A 17,895-nucleotide genomic window follows, 5' to 3' on the forward strand; every position below is an offset into this window, starting at 1 on the left:
CATCTACCAATTAAGCTTCCTGAGAATTCGAGCGCCATCCGGACAACCTCAAACTTTATTCAGCATCACCGTCAATATCGTAAAAAAAACCCCAAACCAAAATTGGCGGGGAGTTAATTAATCAGGGTGCATCTACCAATTAAGCTTCCTGAGAATTCGAGCGCCATCCGGACAACCTCAAACTTTATTCAGCATCACCGTCAATACCGCAAAAAAAACCCGGCCAAAATTGGTCGGGAGTTAATTAATCAGGGTGCATCTACCAATTAAGCTTCCTGAGAATTCGAGCGCAATCCGGACAACCTCAAACTTTATTCAGCATCACCGTCGATACCGCAAAAAAACCCCAAACCAAAATTGGTCGGAAGTTATTTAGGGCTTGCTGAATAAGTTAAGAAAAATCACGATCGCAATTGATGGGTGATTCTAGTTCGGCGAAACATAATTTTTTGTTTTCTCTAACTTGTCCAGTTATACTTTTTGATAATAACTGACCCGTAAATAGGTGTGATTTTCGGTTATTGACATAAAAAAACGCAAAAAACCCGTCTTAACCAGGTAGAAAGGTTGATTACTAAAAAAGTAATAGCAATGGCTGTACTAGAAGTATTATCAAGTTTTGCCGCCACGCGATTCAAGGTGAATCTTCGTTTACGCAAGTCCCAAATTTGCCCTCAATAGTGTTACCAATTCTCTCATCTTCCCAGGCTTGTTTCTTTGTTTCCTTACTGACATTTGCTGGTGGCCTCCCTAACGGAAACCCACTCATTCTAATTTCTCTTTCTTTACACGCCCGCTCGGTTTTCCCTTGTTCGATAAATGCGAGCTGCATGGACTAATTCACTGATAGTATCCTGTGTAACTTTTAAATGCTTCTATTAGGGCTTTCAAGTCTCTCGATTCGTTAAAATTATCCCCACTCATCCGGTCTAAAAATACATATCCTGAGTAAGCAACTCGCTGACATTTTTGCTCCAAACTCTACAGCTTTTCCGGCTTTCCCTCTGACAATGGGACTGATGTGGGGTTGGCTTAAACTTACTATTCTATCTTCTATGCTCTGTTTGTTATTTTTAAATAACCACTGTTGTTGGCGATAGACTTCTGTGAGGACTAGACTGGTTTTATACTGCTTTTGGTTCATAATTTCTAGGGTGACACCTGACCGAAAGCATCCAGGATACAAGCCGCCGGATTCATTCCTTCGGAGACTCAGTACCCAGAAATAAAAAACCTGTATCCGATGAAACTTGCCCCCGGAATTTATCCGTGGGGTCAATGCTTCAATTCTTTAGTCTAAAATCTCAAATCTAAAATAGATTGACTAGATTATATTTTGAATATGAGCTAGTTTTTTTTAAATATATTAGAGTTGTTTTTCGCCACTGCTAAGTGATTTTTTCTGGCATTATTACGGTAGGTTCTTGGTTTTTTATTGGTTTGATATTTGATCTGTTTATACAGGATGTCTATGATTTTTTATGTATAAACTCTGGCTTTGTTTAATAATCCTAAGTCGGTCGGATAGGTAATATCGGCTGCGGCCGAGGGAGCATCTATGATTAATTTTCCTCGATGGGATGACTCATTTTGAGCGTCCGAATCCTTTTTTTTGGTTCTGGCTGGAGTGGTTTCGGGTATGTTTCGACCATTCGTTCACTTTATTAATTAGGTACGCACTAATACGCCCGTCGTAAGTGAACCAATAGTGACGGGTCAAATGCGAGTTCATTACTGTAGGTTGATGGACCGATAAAGTATTGCAGATAGGGGTTGTCGCGGACTTTTTCTACTCTTGGACGATCGCTGATTCCTAATTTTTCCTTAATGATTAATGCCCCGAACGCCATCCGAAAAGATTTGGCACGGGCTCCCATTTCTGTGGGTAAGTTTTCAGCAGATTATGCTTCAAACCCTGACCACGGAATAAGTTCGGCCATTTTTACCCAACGGTTATCTGGTGACAACTTTCCACATGAGGCGAGTTCAAAGTCGGAGGGTGATAGGAGAGCAAGCTCAGCTTTTATGTACACGATCGCAAATGGTGATGCACGGGTTTTGACCTATTTTACCTGTTTTTCACGGCGACCTGACGGACGATCGCGCGATCGCATAACCCAGCTCTCGTAAATCTTTTGGTCTTTATTCAACAAGCCCTAATTAGGAACGGACTCTGGGGCCCGTTCCACAATAAAATTGAGTTTTGTGGAACGGGCCCCAGAACCAGTTCTTGAAAATGGTGAAAGATGTAAGCTCAAACCAATAATCTCGTAAACCCGCCCCGACTTTCCTAGACTAAGAAATTCTGGACAACATAGTTCCCCACATTTCTACCCGCACTCAAACCATTTACGTTAGCACTCATGAAATGAATGCCTCCGTAAAGGCGACTCATGCCCGATTCGTCGGCCGCTTCGCTGAAGTTTTCGTAGGTTCGCAAAGTGTTGATAGATTGATCTCCCCGATCGGCAAAGCCAAAATCCGAACCCAATACAGAACTCATAACGGCATCGGCTGCACCGCTAAAGGTACTGTGACCAGACGTGTACTCAGGGAACGGCGGAGTAGGTAGCAGCGGAGTCCACTGGGCGTCGGCTGTCGTGTTGGGATTGTTGTCTGTGTCCGCTTGGCTGATAGCTGTCACCGGCCGCCACAAGTTGTACTCATACTTGGCATCCCAGCAGCTAATAGCTGCATCGGCGAGGGCAATATTTAGCAGGGCGAACAAGCGGGCGCTATCTTCCAGGGATGTGCCGGTGAGAGTCGCTGTTTCTTCGGCGATTTGGTTCCAGTGACCAGGAGGCGTAAACGTCCCAGCGCCGTTGGCCCAGAATTTGGCTATGACTGTTTGGTCTGGGGTGCGCGTAAGACTGTCACTTTTGCCGATGTCTTGGACGTAGTTAAGTTCCTCTGCGTACTGGGCGCTGTCAAGGGCGGGCGGGCCGGGCGGGCGGAACTGAGAACCGCTAGTCATCGCAAAGGGAGTAACTTCGGCCCACTGTGGCGCTAGCCCTGCGGCAAAAGCGGGGGGAGTCGGCACCCAACTACCGGGGCCGGTTGTGGGGGTGGGCTGCACTACTTTCGTGATGCCGTCTGCACTCCGCGAACTGATAATTTGGTCAGCAACTTGCTGTCCGAGGGCAATCCCGTCTTGTTTGGCTTTGCCGTCGGTAATTTTAGCTAAAGACGATGCGTATGCTTCGTTGAATGTGGCTGCTTGCGCTGGGTAGAGGTTGACTAAGACGCGGTGGGCGGCCGCGGCGGTGGCTGCTTCTGCTGATGTACCTGCAGGTGGGTCTATTTCCACGAGGTAAGGGGTGTATTTTTTGCTGATCGAGTTAACAGCATCGTAAATGGCTGCGTGAACCATTGCCATGTTGCGGGAGGCGAGGGGAGGCGGGGTATTGGATGTCCGCACTGCATTGAGCACGACTCCGTTCCACTCAATGACAGGGTTTCCCGATAACTGATTTGTGAATTGGTCGCGGTCGATCGTGTTGCTGTTGACTCCCGGCAATACTACTAAATACTCGCCCGTGAGTTTGTCTTGAATTACGGTGCTGTTGCTGTTGGCGCCGGTGCCTTGCTGGATGTTTAAATTTTCAAAGCTGAGGCCGTCTAGCAATCGAATTTTGTCATTGCCGTTGCCGAAGTCGGCGATGTAGTCGGCTGTGGCTACAGTGGGGCCGCCGCTGCCTTTAGCAATGGCAAATATATCATCGCCTGTGCCGCCGCTCACGGTATCGCTACCTGCGCCCGGATAGATGATATCGTTGCCGGAATCGCCACTAATTAGGTCGCTGCCTTTACCCCCCCAGAGGATGTCGTCGTCTGCACCACCAACAATCGTATCGTTGCCTTGGTCGCCGCAGATTTTGTCTTTGCCGACATCGCCTTCGAGATAGTCGTCTCCGCTGTTGGCATAAATTATGTCGTTGCCATCCAAGGCGTTAAATCTGTCTGGTTGGATGGTTCCTTCGAGATAGTCAAATTTAGCACTGGGGGTCAGGGATGCCATGTTTATTTATTGGATATTTTGATTAAAGTGCAAAGGTTTCGTAAACTCTGTAGATGCTTAAGTGTGTTTACCCCTAGTTTAATAGTATTAAGCTTTATGGCTGGGAAGTAAACACCACAACACAACTTTATTGAATCTTTAATATTTAACGGGTTTATTATGAACTTTTGCGGTCTGAAGCTACGTAAAAATACAGTTATTAAAACTGCCTTAAATACTACAACTTTGTTAAATTTTTACAAAAATACTATTTTTTTTTATATTTTGATAGAGCAAGAGAATTTTTACCACCATCAAGGGAGCGGATTGTGTAACTGAGTAAGTATATATTTATTAAGCACTTCTCAAAGCTGCGATCGGGTCTAGTCTGGCGGCTTGGCGGGCGGGGACAACGCCGAAGAAGAGGCCTACTGCACCGGATACACTGACAGCAAGGCCGATCGCCACGGGCGAAATACCAGCTTGCAAGGGCGTGAAGTTACCTACAAGCAAGATACCGCCGACACCGACGCAAGTACCGACTATCCCTCCGGCAGCGGATAAAATTACAGCTTCGACAATAAATTGAAATAAGATATCTTGTTGGGATGCGCCAATCGCCTTTCTGAGCCCGATTTCCTGAGTGCGTTCGCTGACGGACACAAGCATAATGTTCATAATCCCAATGCCACCGACTAATAGGGAAATGCTGGCAACAGCAGTTAACATCAGAGTCAAAGCGCCGGAAATTGCCCCCATTCTTGCCATTAAATCTCTCTGATTTCTGACAGTAAAATCATCTTCGGTAGTAATTTTGTGCCGCAATCTCAGCAGGTTTTCCACCTGAAATTGCGCCGCGTCCATTTGCGATTCATCTTTAATCGAAATAAATATCGACGTGACAGCCAAACCGTAGAGAGATTTGCGCCCGACTATGCGATTGGCCATTGTGGTGATCGGCACAGTGGCGGAATTATCAAAATTCGTACCAAAAGATGTGCCTTTGGGCGCCAATACTCCAATTACTTTGACGCTGACATTTTGGATACGCACCTGTTCGCCCAACGGATTTATATTGCCAAAAAGTTTCTCGGCCAATTCTGAACCGAGAACCACAACTTGGTTACTTTGCTTAACATCGAGTTCGGTCAAAAACCGCCCTTTTGCCATTTCAAAGCTTCTGACTTCTAGAAATTCTGGAATCGTGCCGAAAATTAGAGCCGAAACATTTTTGTTGCTGTAGCGAACAATCTCTGAACTGTTAAGTTCTGCTGACACGCCTTGAACGGATGGGACTTGAGTTGCGATCGCCTTTGCGTCTGGCAGTACGAGAGTTTGAGGCGCACTTGAGATGGTACTTCGCCTAGCGTTCGGTACTCCCGGCCTCACGATTAATACGTTTGTACCCAGGGATTGAACTTGTCCTGCTACAAATTTTTGAGCTCCTTCTCCAATTCCTATCATGGCAATTACTGAGGCGTTGCCGACAATCATGCCAATCATTGTTAAACTGCTGCGAGTTTTGTTGGCTAGTAGCGTTTGACCGGCCATTTTGACGCTTTCAATAAAATTCATACTTTGGGAATTGGGAATTGGGAATTGGGCATCGGGAATTGGGAATTGGGCATCGGGCAGCGGAAATTAGTAATTGGTAATGGAAACCAACAAATAACTAATGACTACTGACTAATGACTAATGACTAATGACTTCTTAAGCACTTCTCAATGCCACAATCGGGTCTAATTTAGCAGCTTGTTTTGCAGGTACGATGCCAAAAAATAAGCCGATACTGCCGGAAACACCGACTGCAAGTGCGATCGCCACTGGGGAAACGCTAGCTTGCAGGGGAGTAAAAGCAGCGACTAAAAGCACGCCGCCAATACCGAATCCAGTGCCGATCGCCCCACCTGCCGCTGACAAAATCACAGACTCGATCATAAACTGAATCAGGATATCCTGCTGAGAAGCTCCGATCGCCTTTCTCAGCCCAATTTCCTTCGTGCGTTCGGTAACAGAAACCAGCATGATATTCATAATCCCGATGCCGCCGACAAACAGCGAAATTGCCGCCACGAAAGCCAACATCAACGTCAAAGCACCAGTAATGCTGCCCAAAGTATTCATTAAATCTTTCTGGTTGCGAACAGTAAAATCATCCTCCTTAGTAATTTTGTGACGCAACCTGAGCAGATTTTCTATTTGAAATTGGGCAGCTTGCATCATATTTTCATCTTTAATTGCAACCGAAATAAACGTTACTTTTGTACCGTAGGGAGATGTGCGACCTACGATCAGATTTGCCATTGTTGTCAGGGGCAAATAAACATTCATATCTTGATTGTCGCCAAAGCTGGAACCTTTCGCCTGCATGACTCCAATTACTTGAAAACTCGAGTTTTTGATACGGATGTATTGACCAATTGGCTGTGTATTACCAAACAATTGTTCTGCTGCTTCCGATCCTAAAGCAACCACATTTTCTTGTCTTTGTAAATCTAATTTGCTTAAAAATCGGCCTTGACCGACATCAAAGCTTCTGACTGTCAGAAATTCTGGGGTAGTTCCGACAATGGAAGACGAAACGTTTTTATTGCGGTAGGTAACGAGTTGACTATCATTGATAGTTGGTGCGACTTCTTGGACAGAAGGAACTTGAGATGCGATCGCCTCTGCATCTTCCACTACTAAAGTCTGGGGCGGAATCACCGGGCGGGTTTGCGCTTCAGGACTGCCGGGAATAATAAATAGCAAGTTTGAACCCAGAGAGTTAACCTGTCCCTCGATAAATGTTTGAGCTCCTTCCCCGATACCGATCATCGAAATGACAGAAGCATTGCCAATGATAATTCCTAACATCGTCAAGGTGCTGCGAAGCTTGTTTGCCATCAAAGTTGTGACGGCCATTTTGACGCTTTCAACAATATCCATAATTCGATTTTAGATTTTAGATTTTAGATTTTAGATTTGGGATTATTCGATTTTAGATTTGGGATTTTAGATTTGGGATTGGATTATTCGATTTTAGATTTTAGATTTTAGATTTTAGATTTGGGATTGGGATTATTGGTATCAACTTAATATTTAAACCCATAATAAACTCGCTTGTAGCCGAGTCTAAATCCCCCTAAATCCCCCTTATTAAGAGGGACTTCGACTGCTCTTGTCCCCCCCTTGTTAAGGGGGGTTAGGGGGGATCTCCGGGGAAAGAAAACACCCTATAGCGATCGAGATAAATAATGCCCCATGCCCTATGCCCCATGCCCTATGCCCTATGCCCTATTTCTGATTCTTGATAATATCCTCCAGCTTTTTACCTTGAGGAAGTTCGGTAAAAACGCGATCGCCCGCTTTCGCACCCTCCAAAATCTGAATCTTGTTACCAATAGTCGATCCCACAGTCACAGGCTTAAACTTCGGCTGCTGCTTCTCATCGGGAACTAGCACACCCGTTTGACCTTTATTAGTCACAATTGCCACCGTCGGCACAACTAAAGCATTGCTCAACTTTTCACCAACAAATCTCAAATCTACATTCATCCCCGATTGCAAGAAATCCTTGCCTGTATCAATGGCAACTCGCACTTGGAATAGCGTCACATCCCGTTCCTTAACAGCTTCCGGCGCAATTAACTTAACGCGGCCTTTAAACACTTTATCTGGATAAGCGTCAGCCACTATTTCAACGACTTGACCCGGTTTAATTTGACTGATATCAGCCTCCGGGACTTTCGCCAAAACTTCAACATCTCTAGCTAGAGCGACAATCGATGTCGAAGTTGCCGAAGTAGCTTCCGATGCCGAAGTTGCCGGAGTTACAAAAGCTCCTTGGATGGCATATCTTTGGGTAATAACTCCAGCAAAAGGAGCGCGAACTTTCGTATCTTCTAACTGCACTTCTTGAAAGCGGACTTGAGCTTGAGCTTCGGCTAATTCAGCTTGAGCTTGAGCTATTTCTTCCGGGCGAGAACCGTTTTCTTGTGCGTTCAATTGGCTTTTTGCTTCAGCAACTGCTGCTTCGGCTTGGGCGATTTCTTCTGGACGGCTGCCGTTTTCTAGCTGCGCTAATTTGCTTCTAGCTTCGGCAACTTCTGCTTCGGCTCTCGCAATTTCTTCCGATCGCGTGCCGTTTTGCAATTGCTTCAATGCTTGCTGCTCGACTTGCACAGCAGCTTGCAGTTGCTTAATTTGCGACTCCCGACTTTCTTGCAGTTGTTGCACGCGTCTTTGGGACTCTATTAATTGAGCTTGGGCAGTACGATTTTCTTTAATTAATTCATCCAGTTTATCTTTAGCAAGAGCACCTTCTTCCACTAGCGGCCGATTGCGTTCCACCCGTTGAGCGGTTAGTTCGGCTTGGGCTTTACTCGAGTCAATTTGCGTTTGTGCTTGGGCAATTTCTTGTTTTACACTGCCGGTTTGAGCATCTGCTAAACGAGCTTGAGCTTGGGCTAAACGAGCTCGCCCTTGGCTGACTTCTTCTACGCGGCTGCCGGCTCGCAGTCGCTGCAACCCTGCTTGAGTTTGCTGCAAGCGAGCTCTGGCTCCTGCCACTTCTTCAACGCGGCTGCCGGCTTGGACTTGCGCGAGACTGGCCTCGGCTTGCTCTAAGCGCGCTCGGGCGCTGGCGATGTCTTCCGATCGATTCCCGGCTTCGATTTTGGCGAGTTTGGCTCGCGCGCTGGCTTCGCGGGCTTGAGCTTGAGCTAGTTGAGCTTCTACATCGCGGCTTTCCATGCGGGCCACGATTTGTCCTGCTTCGACTTTATCGCCCTGTTCGACAAATAATTCTGCGATGCGGCCGGAACCTTTGGGGCTGAGATTGACGCGCTGTACGGGCTGCACGGTACCGCTCGACGTGATCCGCACGGTGAGGTTTTGCGCTTCCACCGGCACTGTCATAGTGGCGATCGCATCTACTTTCGGCTGCGATCGACTTTTTGCTATATATATAGTGGTCGGTACAGCTAGCAACCCGGCTGCAACCAACCCAATCGCCCACCGCTGCGGTTTGCGCGCGGGTTTCTTCGGAGACTGCTTTTGGGCGGTTTTTTTATCTGCAATTTTGGTCTCTGCGGCCTTGGTGTCTACAGTCTGAGTATCTTCCACCTTGACCTGAGCAGTTTCCTTTTTAGGGCTAACGATCATACCGACTCACCTAATTTAATCTCAGGATTACCTTTAAGGTAAAATTTTTTGCTGATGCTTGGCATCGTCTTTCAGACTCATCCGATCGGGTGATTTAAAAAAAGTTCCCCAACCAGCACCTGTAAACAATTATAGCTAATCTTTGCAAGTTATTAAATAATGTTAAGTTTTTTCAGCCAAAAGAGGTGGATCTAAACAAAATCGCTCCTGGCTGCTGGCAAATAAAAATATATTTTAATAAATAATATCATTTTTGGGGTATCGGGGCGCGCTCCTCACCAGCGACAAAGGCTGATACGACAGCGGGCGATCGACTACAGTAGGTCATTGCGGACTCGTGTTAGCGATCGCAGCGGGATCTGCCAGTGAATCGCTCGTAACGACACAGTATGGACACACTTAATTCTCATAAACCCGGTTTCACGGGTAGCGGTGCGTAAATCTTGAATCCATATCCGCCCTGTGCCCACAACAGGTTAAAATATTTTTCAAATCCGTTAAAAATGGAAAATAAAAACAATGAACCGTCCTCAAAGCGTTACAGTTCTGGCAATCTTGCAGCTAATTAGCGGCGTATTCAGCCTCCTTGACGGCTTGTTCATCTTACTTTTTGCTGGCATTTTTGGCGGTCTCGGTGCGGCTGTCGGCGGGGCGAAAGTTGGCACTGTAATCGGCGGCTTTATTGCAATTTTTGCGGGAATCAGTTTTATTTTAGGCCTCCTCTCCTTACTCTTAACTTGGGGTTTGTTTCAACTAAAAAATTGGGCTTGGACGGGAACATTAATTGTCCATATCATCGCCACCATCGCGCAAATTGCCAAAATGTTGGGCAGCGGCGGTACAGCAGTCAATTTCTTAACTCTGGGTTTTGCAGTAGCTAGCATTTATTACCTGCTGCGGCCGGATGTTAAACAAGCATTTCGTGTCTGATTTCCTTTTCCTTAACGGTACTGAATTCTCGGATCGAAAAAAGCATAGGAAATATCAACCGCCAGATTAATCAGTACAAAAGTGACAGAGACAAAAATTACTCCTCCTTGAACAATTGGGTAATCCCGCGTCAGAATACCGCTATAAATCCAAGAACCAATTCCCGGCCACGAGAAAATTGTTTCAGTCAGAATAGCGCCGCCTAAAAGAGTGCCGAACTGCAAACCGATAGTTGTGACGATCGGCAAAAAGGCATTTTTCAAAGCGTGTTTCAAAATCACCCAATATTCCGGTAATCCCTTCGCCCTCGCAGTGCGGATGTAATCTTGAGAAAGCACTTCCAGCATCGCAGAACGAGTGATGCGAGCTATAATCGCCAGAGGAATAGTTCCTAAAGTCAAAGCTGGCAGGATTAAATGGGCGATCGCATCCCGCAAAGCCGCAAAATCCCACCTCAGCAACGCATCCAAAATATAAACACCCGTAATCGACTTAAAACCAAACCCCAAATCTACACTAATCCGCCCGCTAGGAGGTAGCCATTTCAGATAAACAGCAAACAAATAAATCAACATCAATCCCAACCAATACACTGGCAAAGATACGCCAATTAACGAACCACTCATCGCGAGATTGTCCAGCCAGCTATTTTTATGAACAGCAGCCAAAATCCCCGCCGGAATTCCGATAACCAATGCCACCAACATCGCCACCACAGACAGTTCAAAAGTAGCAGGCCAGCGACTTATTATTTCATCAATTATGGGAATACCACTAATAATACTATTTCCCAAATCCAAGCGGATCAAACTCCATAAAAAAGCCAAATATTGCAAATGCAAAGGTTGATTCAAACCTAATCTCACTCTCAACATTTCCACCTGTTCGGGAGTTCCCCGTTCTCCCAAAAGCACTGTAGCTGGGTCTCCCGGTATCAAATGCAAAAAAGTAAATACTAGCAGAGTGATTCCGAAAAGGACTGGGAATAGTCCCAGAAAACGTTTAATAATGTAATTAATCATTTTTTTAAGATAGATTTGCTCCGCTCGGATTTGGCTGCATTTTCACATATCGTTATATGGTTGGTAGGGCCGGGTTTACGAAAAATATTTGTAGTAACGAAGGATATGGATAAACCCGCCTTTTCTTAGGGAACCGCGAAGAGAAGAGGGCGGGTTTATGAATTTACTAAATTATTTCATATATTTCTCCTAAAACCCGCCCCTTGTATCAACACCAATATATGCAGGTAAAACCCGCCGTTTTCAAGACTTACTAACATCCTCAAAAGACTCAGAACCCAAAGGACTCGGAATCCAACCTTGAATATTCTTGCGTTTGCCTAAAAGTGGCTGCGAATGTACGATCGGCAAACGTACAGCTTCCCCATGCAAAATCTCGCTAACTTCCGCATAAATTTTCGCCCTAGCTGCTTTATCACCACTCGCCCTCCCCCGATCCAAAAGTTCCAGAACTTTCGGATTTTTCCAATTTCCCAAATCCGCCGTAGAACCCGGCCCGAAGTGAGGATAATAAAAATTGTCTGGATCGCCATAATCTCCCGTCCAACCCATCATAAAAGCTTGAAATCCGGGAGGTTTGAGCCGATCGGCTAAATAAGCAGACCAATCCTTTGTCAGCAATTTTACCCGAATCCCGATCGCGCTCAAATCCGCCGCAAAAGCCTCAGCGATCGGCTTCGGCGTGGGAAAATAGGGACGGCTGACGGGCATATACCACAAATCCAAATCAAAACCGTTCGGATAACCGGCTTTCGCGAGCATTGCTTTAGCTTGCTGCGGGTTAAATTCATAATCTTTAACTTGATCAGACGCCGCCCAATTCAGCGCAGGCGGGATAAATTGCGAATCATGTTTTCCGAGTTCTCCCCAGAAAGCTTGCACTATTGCTGTCTTGTTAATTGTTTGGGCGATCGCCCGCCTGACTTCCGGTTTTGACAAAGGTTCGTAACTCGGATTTAGCCCTAAATAACCGACATTAAAAGAAGGTCGCACAACAGCTTCTAAATTAGGATCTCCCTGAACTTCTTTTAATTGATCCGGCGTTAAATCTACAGTAAAATCAAGTTGTCCTGCTCGCAACTGAGCCAGTCTCGCCGCCGGATCATCAACAAAACGAATTATCAATTGATTGACTTTTGGCGTGCCAGTTTTCCAATAATTCGGATTTTTCTCCAAAACTATGCGATCGCCCGATCGCCATTCCTGAAACACAAAAGGCCCCGTCCCCACCGCCAGCGACGCCGGAGTGCCGTACTTAGCACCCGCTTTTTTCACCGCCGCCGGACTCGCCATCCCGAAATAACCAGACCCAATCGCCGACGGAAAAGCAGCAAAAGGTCGATTCAAAACAAATTTAATTGTAAACTTATCAACAACTGCCACATCTTTTACTAAAGAATCTTTTTCTCCCTTAAACCCGCCAAAAAAAGCTTTCCAAATTGAATAATTCTTGCCCGCTTCTCGAAAACCGTTAGGATTTTTCGCATCCCACCAGCGATCCACATTAAACTTAACAGCTTCCGCGTCAAAATCCGTACCGTCGTGAAACTTTACCCCGGAACGCAACTTAAAAGTCCAAGTTTTGCCATCTGTAGAACTTGACCATTCAGTAGCGAGACTCGGCTCAAGTTCCACAGTTCCCGGTTTAAAATCAGTCAAGCGATTGTAAATTTGGTCGATAACAATCACCGAATTGCCATCAGTAATATTTCCCGGTTCCAGATTGACCGGCTGCCCGCCCGCACCGTAAACTAAAGCCCCAGCCGGAACCGCAGCAGGAGTTGGCGTAGTTGGAGAATTATTGCTAACCGTGTTTGAAGGAGTGCCGCAATTTGATAAAATTACAGCCATCCCAAAAACTAGACTTAATAAAACTAAACGCCAGGGTTTTAACAATCTCATTTCAATGGCTCCGGTTTAATAAAAAATTGTACTCATATCAAAAATTTCTAATTTGCTCTTTCTCTGACCTCTGTAGTTTCTGCCTTCTCGGCTGTTAATTTAGTTAATTCTATATTAAAATCCAGTCTAAATTAACAAACCAAATAGAGCAGCCTGATGATATCATGCTGGAGGGGAAAATCTCAACCCACACCTTTACAGTAGGCGACGGAAGCAGCATGAAAGCTAACGTTTCGCCCCAGCTAGAGGGGTCATTCGATTTTAGGTTTTAGATTTTAGATTTTAGATTTACTCCATGAATCTGGGAGAGCATCTCATATTTGTAAAAACACTTCTTATTACTTCTTTCTTCTTCCTGTTTCCTTCTGGCTCCTGCCTCAAAACTCCAATTTATAGCTTACCTGCAAAAGTTCAAGCTCCCAATCTGGGAGCTTGAACTAATGAATCGCAGAGTGCGTAAACACCCTGCGATTTACTCAAAAATCCTCGTCAACTACTGCGGTTTTTGACCGTTTTGCATCCTGTTTTTAGCATTTTGCCGGCGCTGCTGCATCATTTGAGCTAATTGGCTGCGCTGTTCGGCAGTGAGCACTTCTCGCATTGCGAGTGTAATTTCAAATTGAACTTCTTCAAACTGCTGTCTCAATCCCATTATTTGACGGTGTTTTTCGCGTATTTCGCTGGCATTTGCCGTGCCGGACATCATCGTGTCCAATTCTTGTCTGGCTTGGCGGACTGCTTGCATTCGCTGGGAAACTTGGTCTTTGTACCGATCGCGAACTGCCTGCATTTGCTGCTTTTGGTCTGCGCTTAAATTCAGTTTCTCGAACATCCCACCTTCCTTGCCAGCAGGTCGATTTGGTCGCTGATTTTGTGCAAGTGTTTCCGGTTCTAGGGGATTAGGAACTGCTATTGCTGCGGCTGTGCTACCGAGAGTCAGCATTAAAACGGCTAGGGCAGATATACGACGAATTGACATGAAAATTGCCTCTTTGATATTACTTATTTGTTGGCGGTTCACTGTCAGCACCCGGGCTGAAAGTCAACCAATATGTTTGTGAGCGATCGGTCATACTTTCTTGGGGAGAATCATGAAGTACACCCTCCCAGTTAGTAACTAAAAATGCTTCTAGCTGAGCTATTTCCTTATCTCGCAATTGTGCAGTCTGAAACGGACGGTAGCCAGACCAAAAAACTAGCAGGCTAGCAGCAATCGCAGACGATAAAGCCCACTTAGAAACAGAGGATATTTTTAAATCATCAGACTTAGCTGAGGCACTTGATCGCGTTTTTTTGCAGTTGGTTTCATGGAAAACACTCGCCTGGTTACTTTCGATTGCTGCTAGAATTTTTTGCTCTAAATCTGGTATAGCTTCAGGAATATTGGGGCGATTTCGCTTCAAGAAATTAACTAACTCTTGGTCGCTGCTTGGGTTATTCATAGCTCGCTGACACCTTCTTTTTGCAAAAATTGCCGCACAGCATTTCGGGCATAAAACACGCGAGATTTGACGGTTCCCGCAGGCAGTCCCAAAATTTGGGCTACTTCTTTTTGCGGGATGTCTTCTAAGTCGTGCAGCACCAAAACGCTGCGGTGTTCAAAGCTCAATTGCTCCAGTCCCCGCTGCACTAAATCTTGATAGTGCAACTGCATCAAGTCCGATGTGTTATCTTTAAGAATAACCCGATCCATTGTTTCTTGATTTTTGAGTTGGGAGTCAAAAGAATGCTGTTTAGCAAATGCTTGTCTTTGGTCGGAAGCCACATTCCAAGTGATTCGATAAAGCCAAGTAGAAAAGTTTTCCTGGTGCTTGAGTTTGGGCAATCCTTTCCACACTCGCAGAAATACTTCTTGTGCTAAATCGTCAAGAAGCGAGGGGCCGCAGAGTTGGTAAAGGGTTGACCTGACTTTGTGTTGATAGCGTTTGTAAAGGTAGCGAAAGCAAGTGCGATCGCCCTTTAAACATTGAGCAACTAAGTCCGAGTCGGAACAATCATCGATTAAAACATTGGCTGACACAGCTAACACCTGTGAAGTCTCCCCCACCAGTTCGTTATCTGAAGAGTTTAGACAGGGCGATCTGGAAAAAGGTTCAAATAATTTAAAATATTATTTTGAGCATGAATCCGCTTGGGGTGTAAAACTGTACCAATGTCAGCAACAGGCAAGATGCCTGTTCCACAAAAATTGAATTTTCTTGTGGGTTGGGCTTCTAGCCCGCCCATAACAGGCTTTCGGGCCTGTTCCACAAAAATTAAATCTTATTGTGGGCCGTAGGGTTGGCTATGGCGATAATTCTAAAATATTGGTTCTAACTGATATCTTGCACCATTATCAACTACCTGTTTAGGAACGGGTTCTCCGGCCCGTTCCACAAAACTCAATTTTATTGTGGAACGGGCCGGAGAGCCCGTTCTTAACAATGGTGCAAGATGTGAGTTCTAACTATTTACAGCATTTTTCCAATAGGTATAAGTTTCTAAACCAATACTTTTTTGGTCTTCATTATAGATTTCATCTAAACATTTGAAAAAACCTAAAGCGTAATTTTTCAATCCCAACTCTGTCAAACTTGTGAGAATCCTTGTCAGCCGCAGGTAGTTGTGATTAAATTTTTCAATCCACTCTCTTTTTCTTGACAAATATTCCTCTGATTTTGCAATTACAATTTCTGCTTTTTCCCCTTCGCGGCATTGCAAACCGTAAAACGCCAGCATGACTTTGAACGAATGGAGTAAGCGATTTCTCAACTCTTCACTTGTTCTAAAAGCTTGAATTACCTCATCATTTAAAGTAGGAGCACTGGAATTAAAGCGACTCTTTTCTCTCAGCGGAAACAGCCATTGAATGTAATTGTGTACAGATTCCAGCTTCTGGTAATCCCACGACCAAATATCCTCGATCGCCCGACCTTGTGAATCAGGCTGCTGACCGAGATAGAATGCTAAAATTTTGTTTTGTTTGGTTGAATCACTCATTAATCTGCTATGCAAAACATCAAAAAGGTGATATTCAGTCAGTTTTAACCGACTTTAGCTATTAGCCAGGGGTTTAAACCCCTGGCCACTTCCCCCGCTTTACCGCAAAGTAACAAACTCTTCAGCAGTCGATGGGTGAATGCCAATAGTCGCGTCGAAGTCTTTCTTGGTAGCTCCCATATTAACAGCGATCGCCATTCCTTGAATAATCTCGCCGGCGTCTTTCCCAACCATGTGCACGCCCAAAACTCTGTCAGTATTAGTCTCAACAACTAACTTGACAAAAGTCTTCTCATCTGCACCTGTCAAAGAATGAAACATCGGTCTAAACTTGGCTGTATAGCACTTAATTGATTCGGGAAACTTGGTTTTAGCCTCCTCTTCTGTTAAGCCAACTGTAGCTGCTTCCGGCTGCGAAAATACTGCTGATGCAACATTTTCGTGACTGATCGATCTGGGGTTATTACCAAATTCAGTATCGGCAAAAGCACGGCCTTCCGCGATCGCAACTGGTGTTAAATTAATCCGGTTGGTGCAATCTCCCACTGCAAAAATGTGGGGCTGACTGGTGCGGCTGTCTTTGGTAACTGCGATCGCACAGTTATCGATTTCTACTCCCGCATTTTCTAAAGCCAATTTTTCCAAGTTCGGCAAGCGCCCGGTAGCGCACAACAGCGCGTCTACTATGAGCGTTCCTTCGGATTTTCCCGACAAAGTTAATTGTAAGCCTTCTGGGGTTTTCTCTATGTGGTTGATCGAGCTTTCTGTCAAAATGTCTATTCCGTGCTTAATCATTCCTTCTTGCACGTTGGTGCGAATTTCTGTGTCGAAGTCGTTCAAAATTAAGTCGCTGCGAATGATTTGAGTTACTTGGCTTCCCAACCCGTTCATAATGCAAGCAAATTCGACGCCGATGTAGCCGCCACCCCAAATGGCTAACCGTTTTGGCTGCTCTTTTTGCAGGAAGATTTCGCGGGAGGTAATCGCGTGTTCGATGCCGGGAATTGGGACTCTTCTGGCTTCTCCGCCGACTGCTATTAAGATTTTCGCTGCGGTAAATTTTTTGTCACCAACTTCGACGGTGTGGGGGTCAATAAATTTCGCGTATCCTGAGATTAATTCGACTCCGGCTTTTTCAAGGAAGCTGATGTGCAGTTTGCTCAGCCGCCGCACTTCTGCGTCTACCGTGGTGATGAGTTTTTCCCAATCGAAGCTGCTTTCTACTGGACTCCAACCGTAGCCCACCGCATCTTCATAAAGGTGCGAAAATGTTGAAGCGTACACCATGAGCTTTTTCGGGACACAGCCGCGAATTACGCAGGTTCCGCCTACTAAGTCATTTTCGGCGATCGCCACTTTTGCGCCGTAGGATGCTGCTCGCTTGGAACTCGCTAATCCGCCGGAACCCGCACCTATCACAAACAAGTCGTAGTCGTATGTCATAATTGTCTGTACCTTCTTATCGCCCACTTACCAATTTTACGCTTTACTTTTTTTAATGATATCTCAAAAAATTTTTGTTTTTTTTGGGGTAAACTACTTTACTTTTTGCGATCAATCGGGTATTATTTAATAATAGGAATCTGTGCGTTAATTTAAAAAATGCTCACACTCCCATTATTAGAGTATAGCACAAGCGCTCGACAAGAAACATATAAAAATGTAACTATTTTCGAGCCGCCGCCAAGAATAAAAGAGCTAATTGTCGATCGCTCGTTATAGCCGAGTCGAACTCCCGTAAATCCCTGTAAAAAAGCGCAACTTTAATGCTCTTCCCGATTTTTAAGGGGTAGTAGGGGGCAACAATCAGGCTGGATCGGGGCTAATCACAGCGCAGCGATAGAAAACTGATACTACCCTAACCTATCGGGGCAATCACGGGAGATTACCCTACAGTTTTTGAGAATTTCATCAATCCT

12 protein-coding genes and 2 pseudogenes are annotated in these 17,895 nt (G+C 45.2%); 1 reads left to right on the plus strand and 13 read right to left on the minus strand.

Annotated elements, in window-relative coordinates; genetic code table 11:
• Positions 1 to 518 precede the first annotated feature (518 nt).
• From QUB44_RS20935 to QUB44_RS20960, 6 genes and pseudogenes are all read right to left on the minus strand, one after another.
• Positions 519 to 1,129, minus strand: a pseudogene (locus QUB44_RS20935) (transposase); the annotation flags it as partial.
• 165 nt (positions 1,130 to 1,294) lie between these two features.
• Positions 1,295 to 2,033, minus strand: a pseudogene (locus QUB44_RS20940) (transposase); the annotation flags it as partial.
• Positions 2,034 to 2,290: 257 nt separating this feature from the next.
• Complete coding sequence (locus tag QUB44_RS20945) at positions 2,291 to 4,018, minus strand: chemotaxis protein CheB (RefSeq protein ID WP_333370428.1); 1,728 nt, start codon at positions 4,016 to 4,018, stop codon at positions 2,291 to 2,293.
• A gap of 333 nt (positions 4,019 to 4,351) precedes the next feature.
• Positions 4,352 to 5,572 (minus strand): ABC transporter permease, encoded by a 1,221-nt coding sequence (locus QUB44_RS20950; protein WP_333370430.1) that lies wholly within the window; start codon positions 5,570 to 5,572, stop codon positions 4,352 to 4,354.
• Between the two features lie 136 nt (positions 5,573 to 5,708).
• Positions 5,709 to 6,926 (minus strand): ABC transporter permease, encoded by a 1,218-nt coding sequence (locus tag QUB44_RS20955; RefSeq protein ID WP_333370432.1) that lies wholly within the window; start codon positions 6,924 to 6,926, stop codon positions 5,709 to 5,711.
• Positions 6,927 to 7,274: 348 nt separating this feature from the next.
• Positions 7,275 to 9,143, minus strand: coding sequence for an efflux RND transporter periplasmic adaptor subunit (locus tag QUB44_RS20960; RefSeq protein WP_333162278.1), 1,869 nt, complete (start codon positions 9,141 to 9,143; stop codon positions 7,275 to 7,277).
• 519 nt (positions 9,144 to 9,662) lie between these two features.
• Between QUB44_RS20960 and QUB44_RS20965 the strand changes: the two genes are divergently transcribed.
• Complete coding sequence (locus QUB44_RS20965) at positions 9,663 to 10,073, plus strand: hypothetical protein (RefSeq protein WP_333162282.1); 411 nt, start codon at positions 9,663 to 9,665, stop codon at positions 10,071 to 10,073.
• Positions 10,074 to 10,084: 11 nt separating this feature from the next.
• Here the strand turns inward: QUB44_RS20965 and QUB44_RS20970 are convergent, their stop codons facing one another.
• From QUB44_RS20970 to gor, 7 genes are all read right to left on the minus strand, one after another.
• Positions 10,085 to 11,095 (minus strand): ABC transporter permease, encoded by a 1,011-nt coding sequence (locus QUB44_RS20970; RefSeq protein ID WP_333370434.1) that lies wholly within the window; start codon positions 11,093 to 11,095, stop codon positions 10,085 to 10,087.
• Between the two features lie 243 nt (positions 11,096 to 11,338).
• Positions 11,339 to 12,946, minus strand: a complete 1,608-nt coding sequence (locus QUB44_RS20975) for an ABC transporter substrate-binding protein (protein WP_333370436.1) — start codon at positions 12,944 to 12,946, stop codon at positions 11,339 to 11,341.
• 544 nt (positions 12,947 to 13,490) lie between these two features.
• Positions 13,491 to 13,976: a Spy/CpxP family protein refolding chaperone gene (locus QUB44_RS20980; RefSeq protein ID WP_333370438.1), complete on the minus strand. Its 486-nt coding sequence runs from the start codon at positions 13,974 to 13,976 to the stop codon at positions 13,491 to 13,493.
• A gap of 19 nt (positions 13,977 to 13,995) precedes the next feature.
• The gene (locus tag QUB44_RS20985; protein WP_333370440.1) at positions 13,996 to 14,439 is read right to left on the minus strand and encodes a hypothetical protein; all 444 of its coding nucleotides are present in this window, start codon (positions 14,437 to 14,439) and stop codon (positions 13,996 to 13,998) included.
• Complete coding sequence (locus QUB44_RS20990; protein ID WP_333370442.1) at positions 14,436 to 15,026, minus strand: sigma-70 family RNA polymerase sigma factor; 591 nt, start codon at positions 15,024 to 15,026, stop codon at positions 14,436 to 14,438. Before QUB44_RS20990 ends, QUB44_RS20985 begins: the two co-directional genes overlap by 4 nt.
• 413 nt (positions 15,027 to 15,439) lie before the next feature.
• The gene (locus tag QUB44_RS20995) at positions 15,440 to 15,976 is read right to left on the minus strand and encodes an opioid growth factor receptor-related protein (protein WP_333370444.1); all 537 of its coding nucleotides are present in this window, start codon (positions 15,974 to 15,976) and stop codon (positions 15,440 to 15,442) included.
• Positions 15,977 to 16,075: 99 nt separating this feature from the next.
• On the minus strand, positions 16,076 to 17,419 hold the full coding sequence (gene gor, locus QUB44_RS21000) for a glutathione-disulfide reductase (protein WP_333370446.1): 1,344 nt from the start codon (positions 17,417 to 17,419) through the stop codon (positions 16,076 to 16,078).
• Positions 17,420 to 17,895 lie beyond the last annotated feature (476 nt).

The sequence above is a fragment of the Microcoleus sp. AT3-D2 genome, assembly GCF_036705715.1.
Classification (GTDB): Bacteria; Cyanobacteriota; Cyanobacteriia; order Cyanobacteriales; family Microcoleaceae; genus Microcoleus.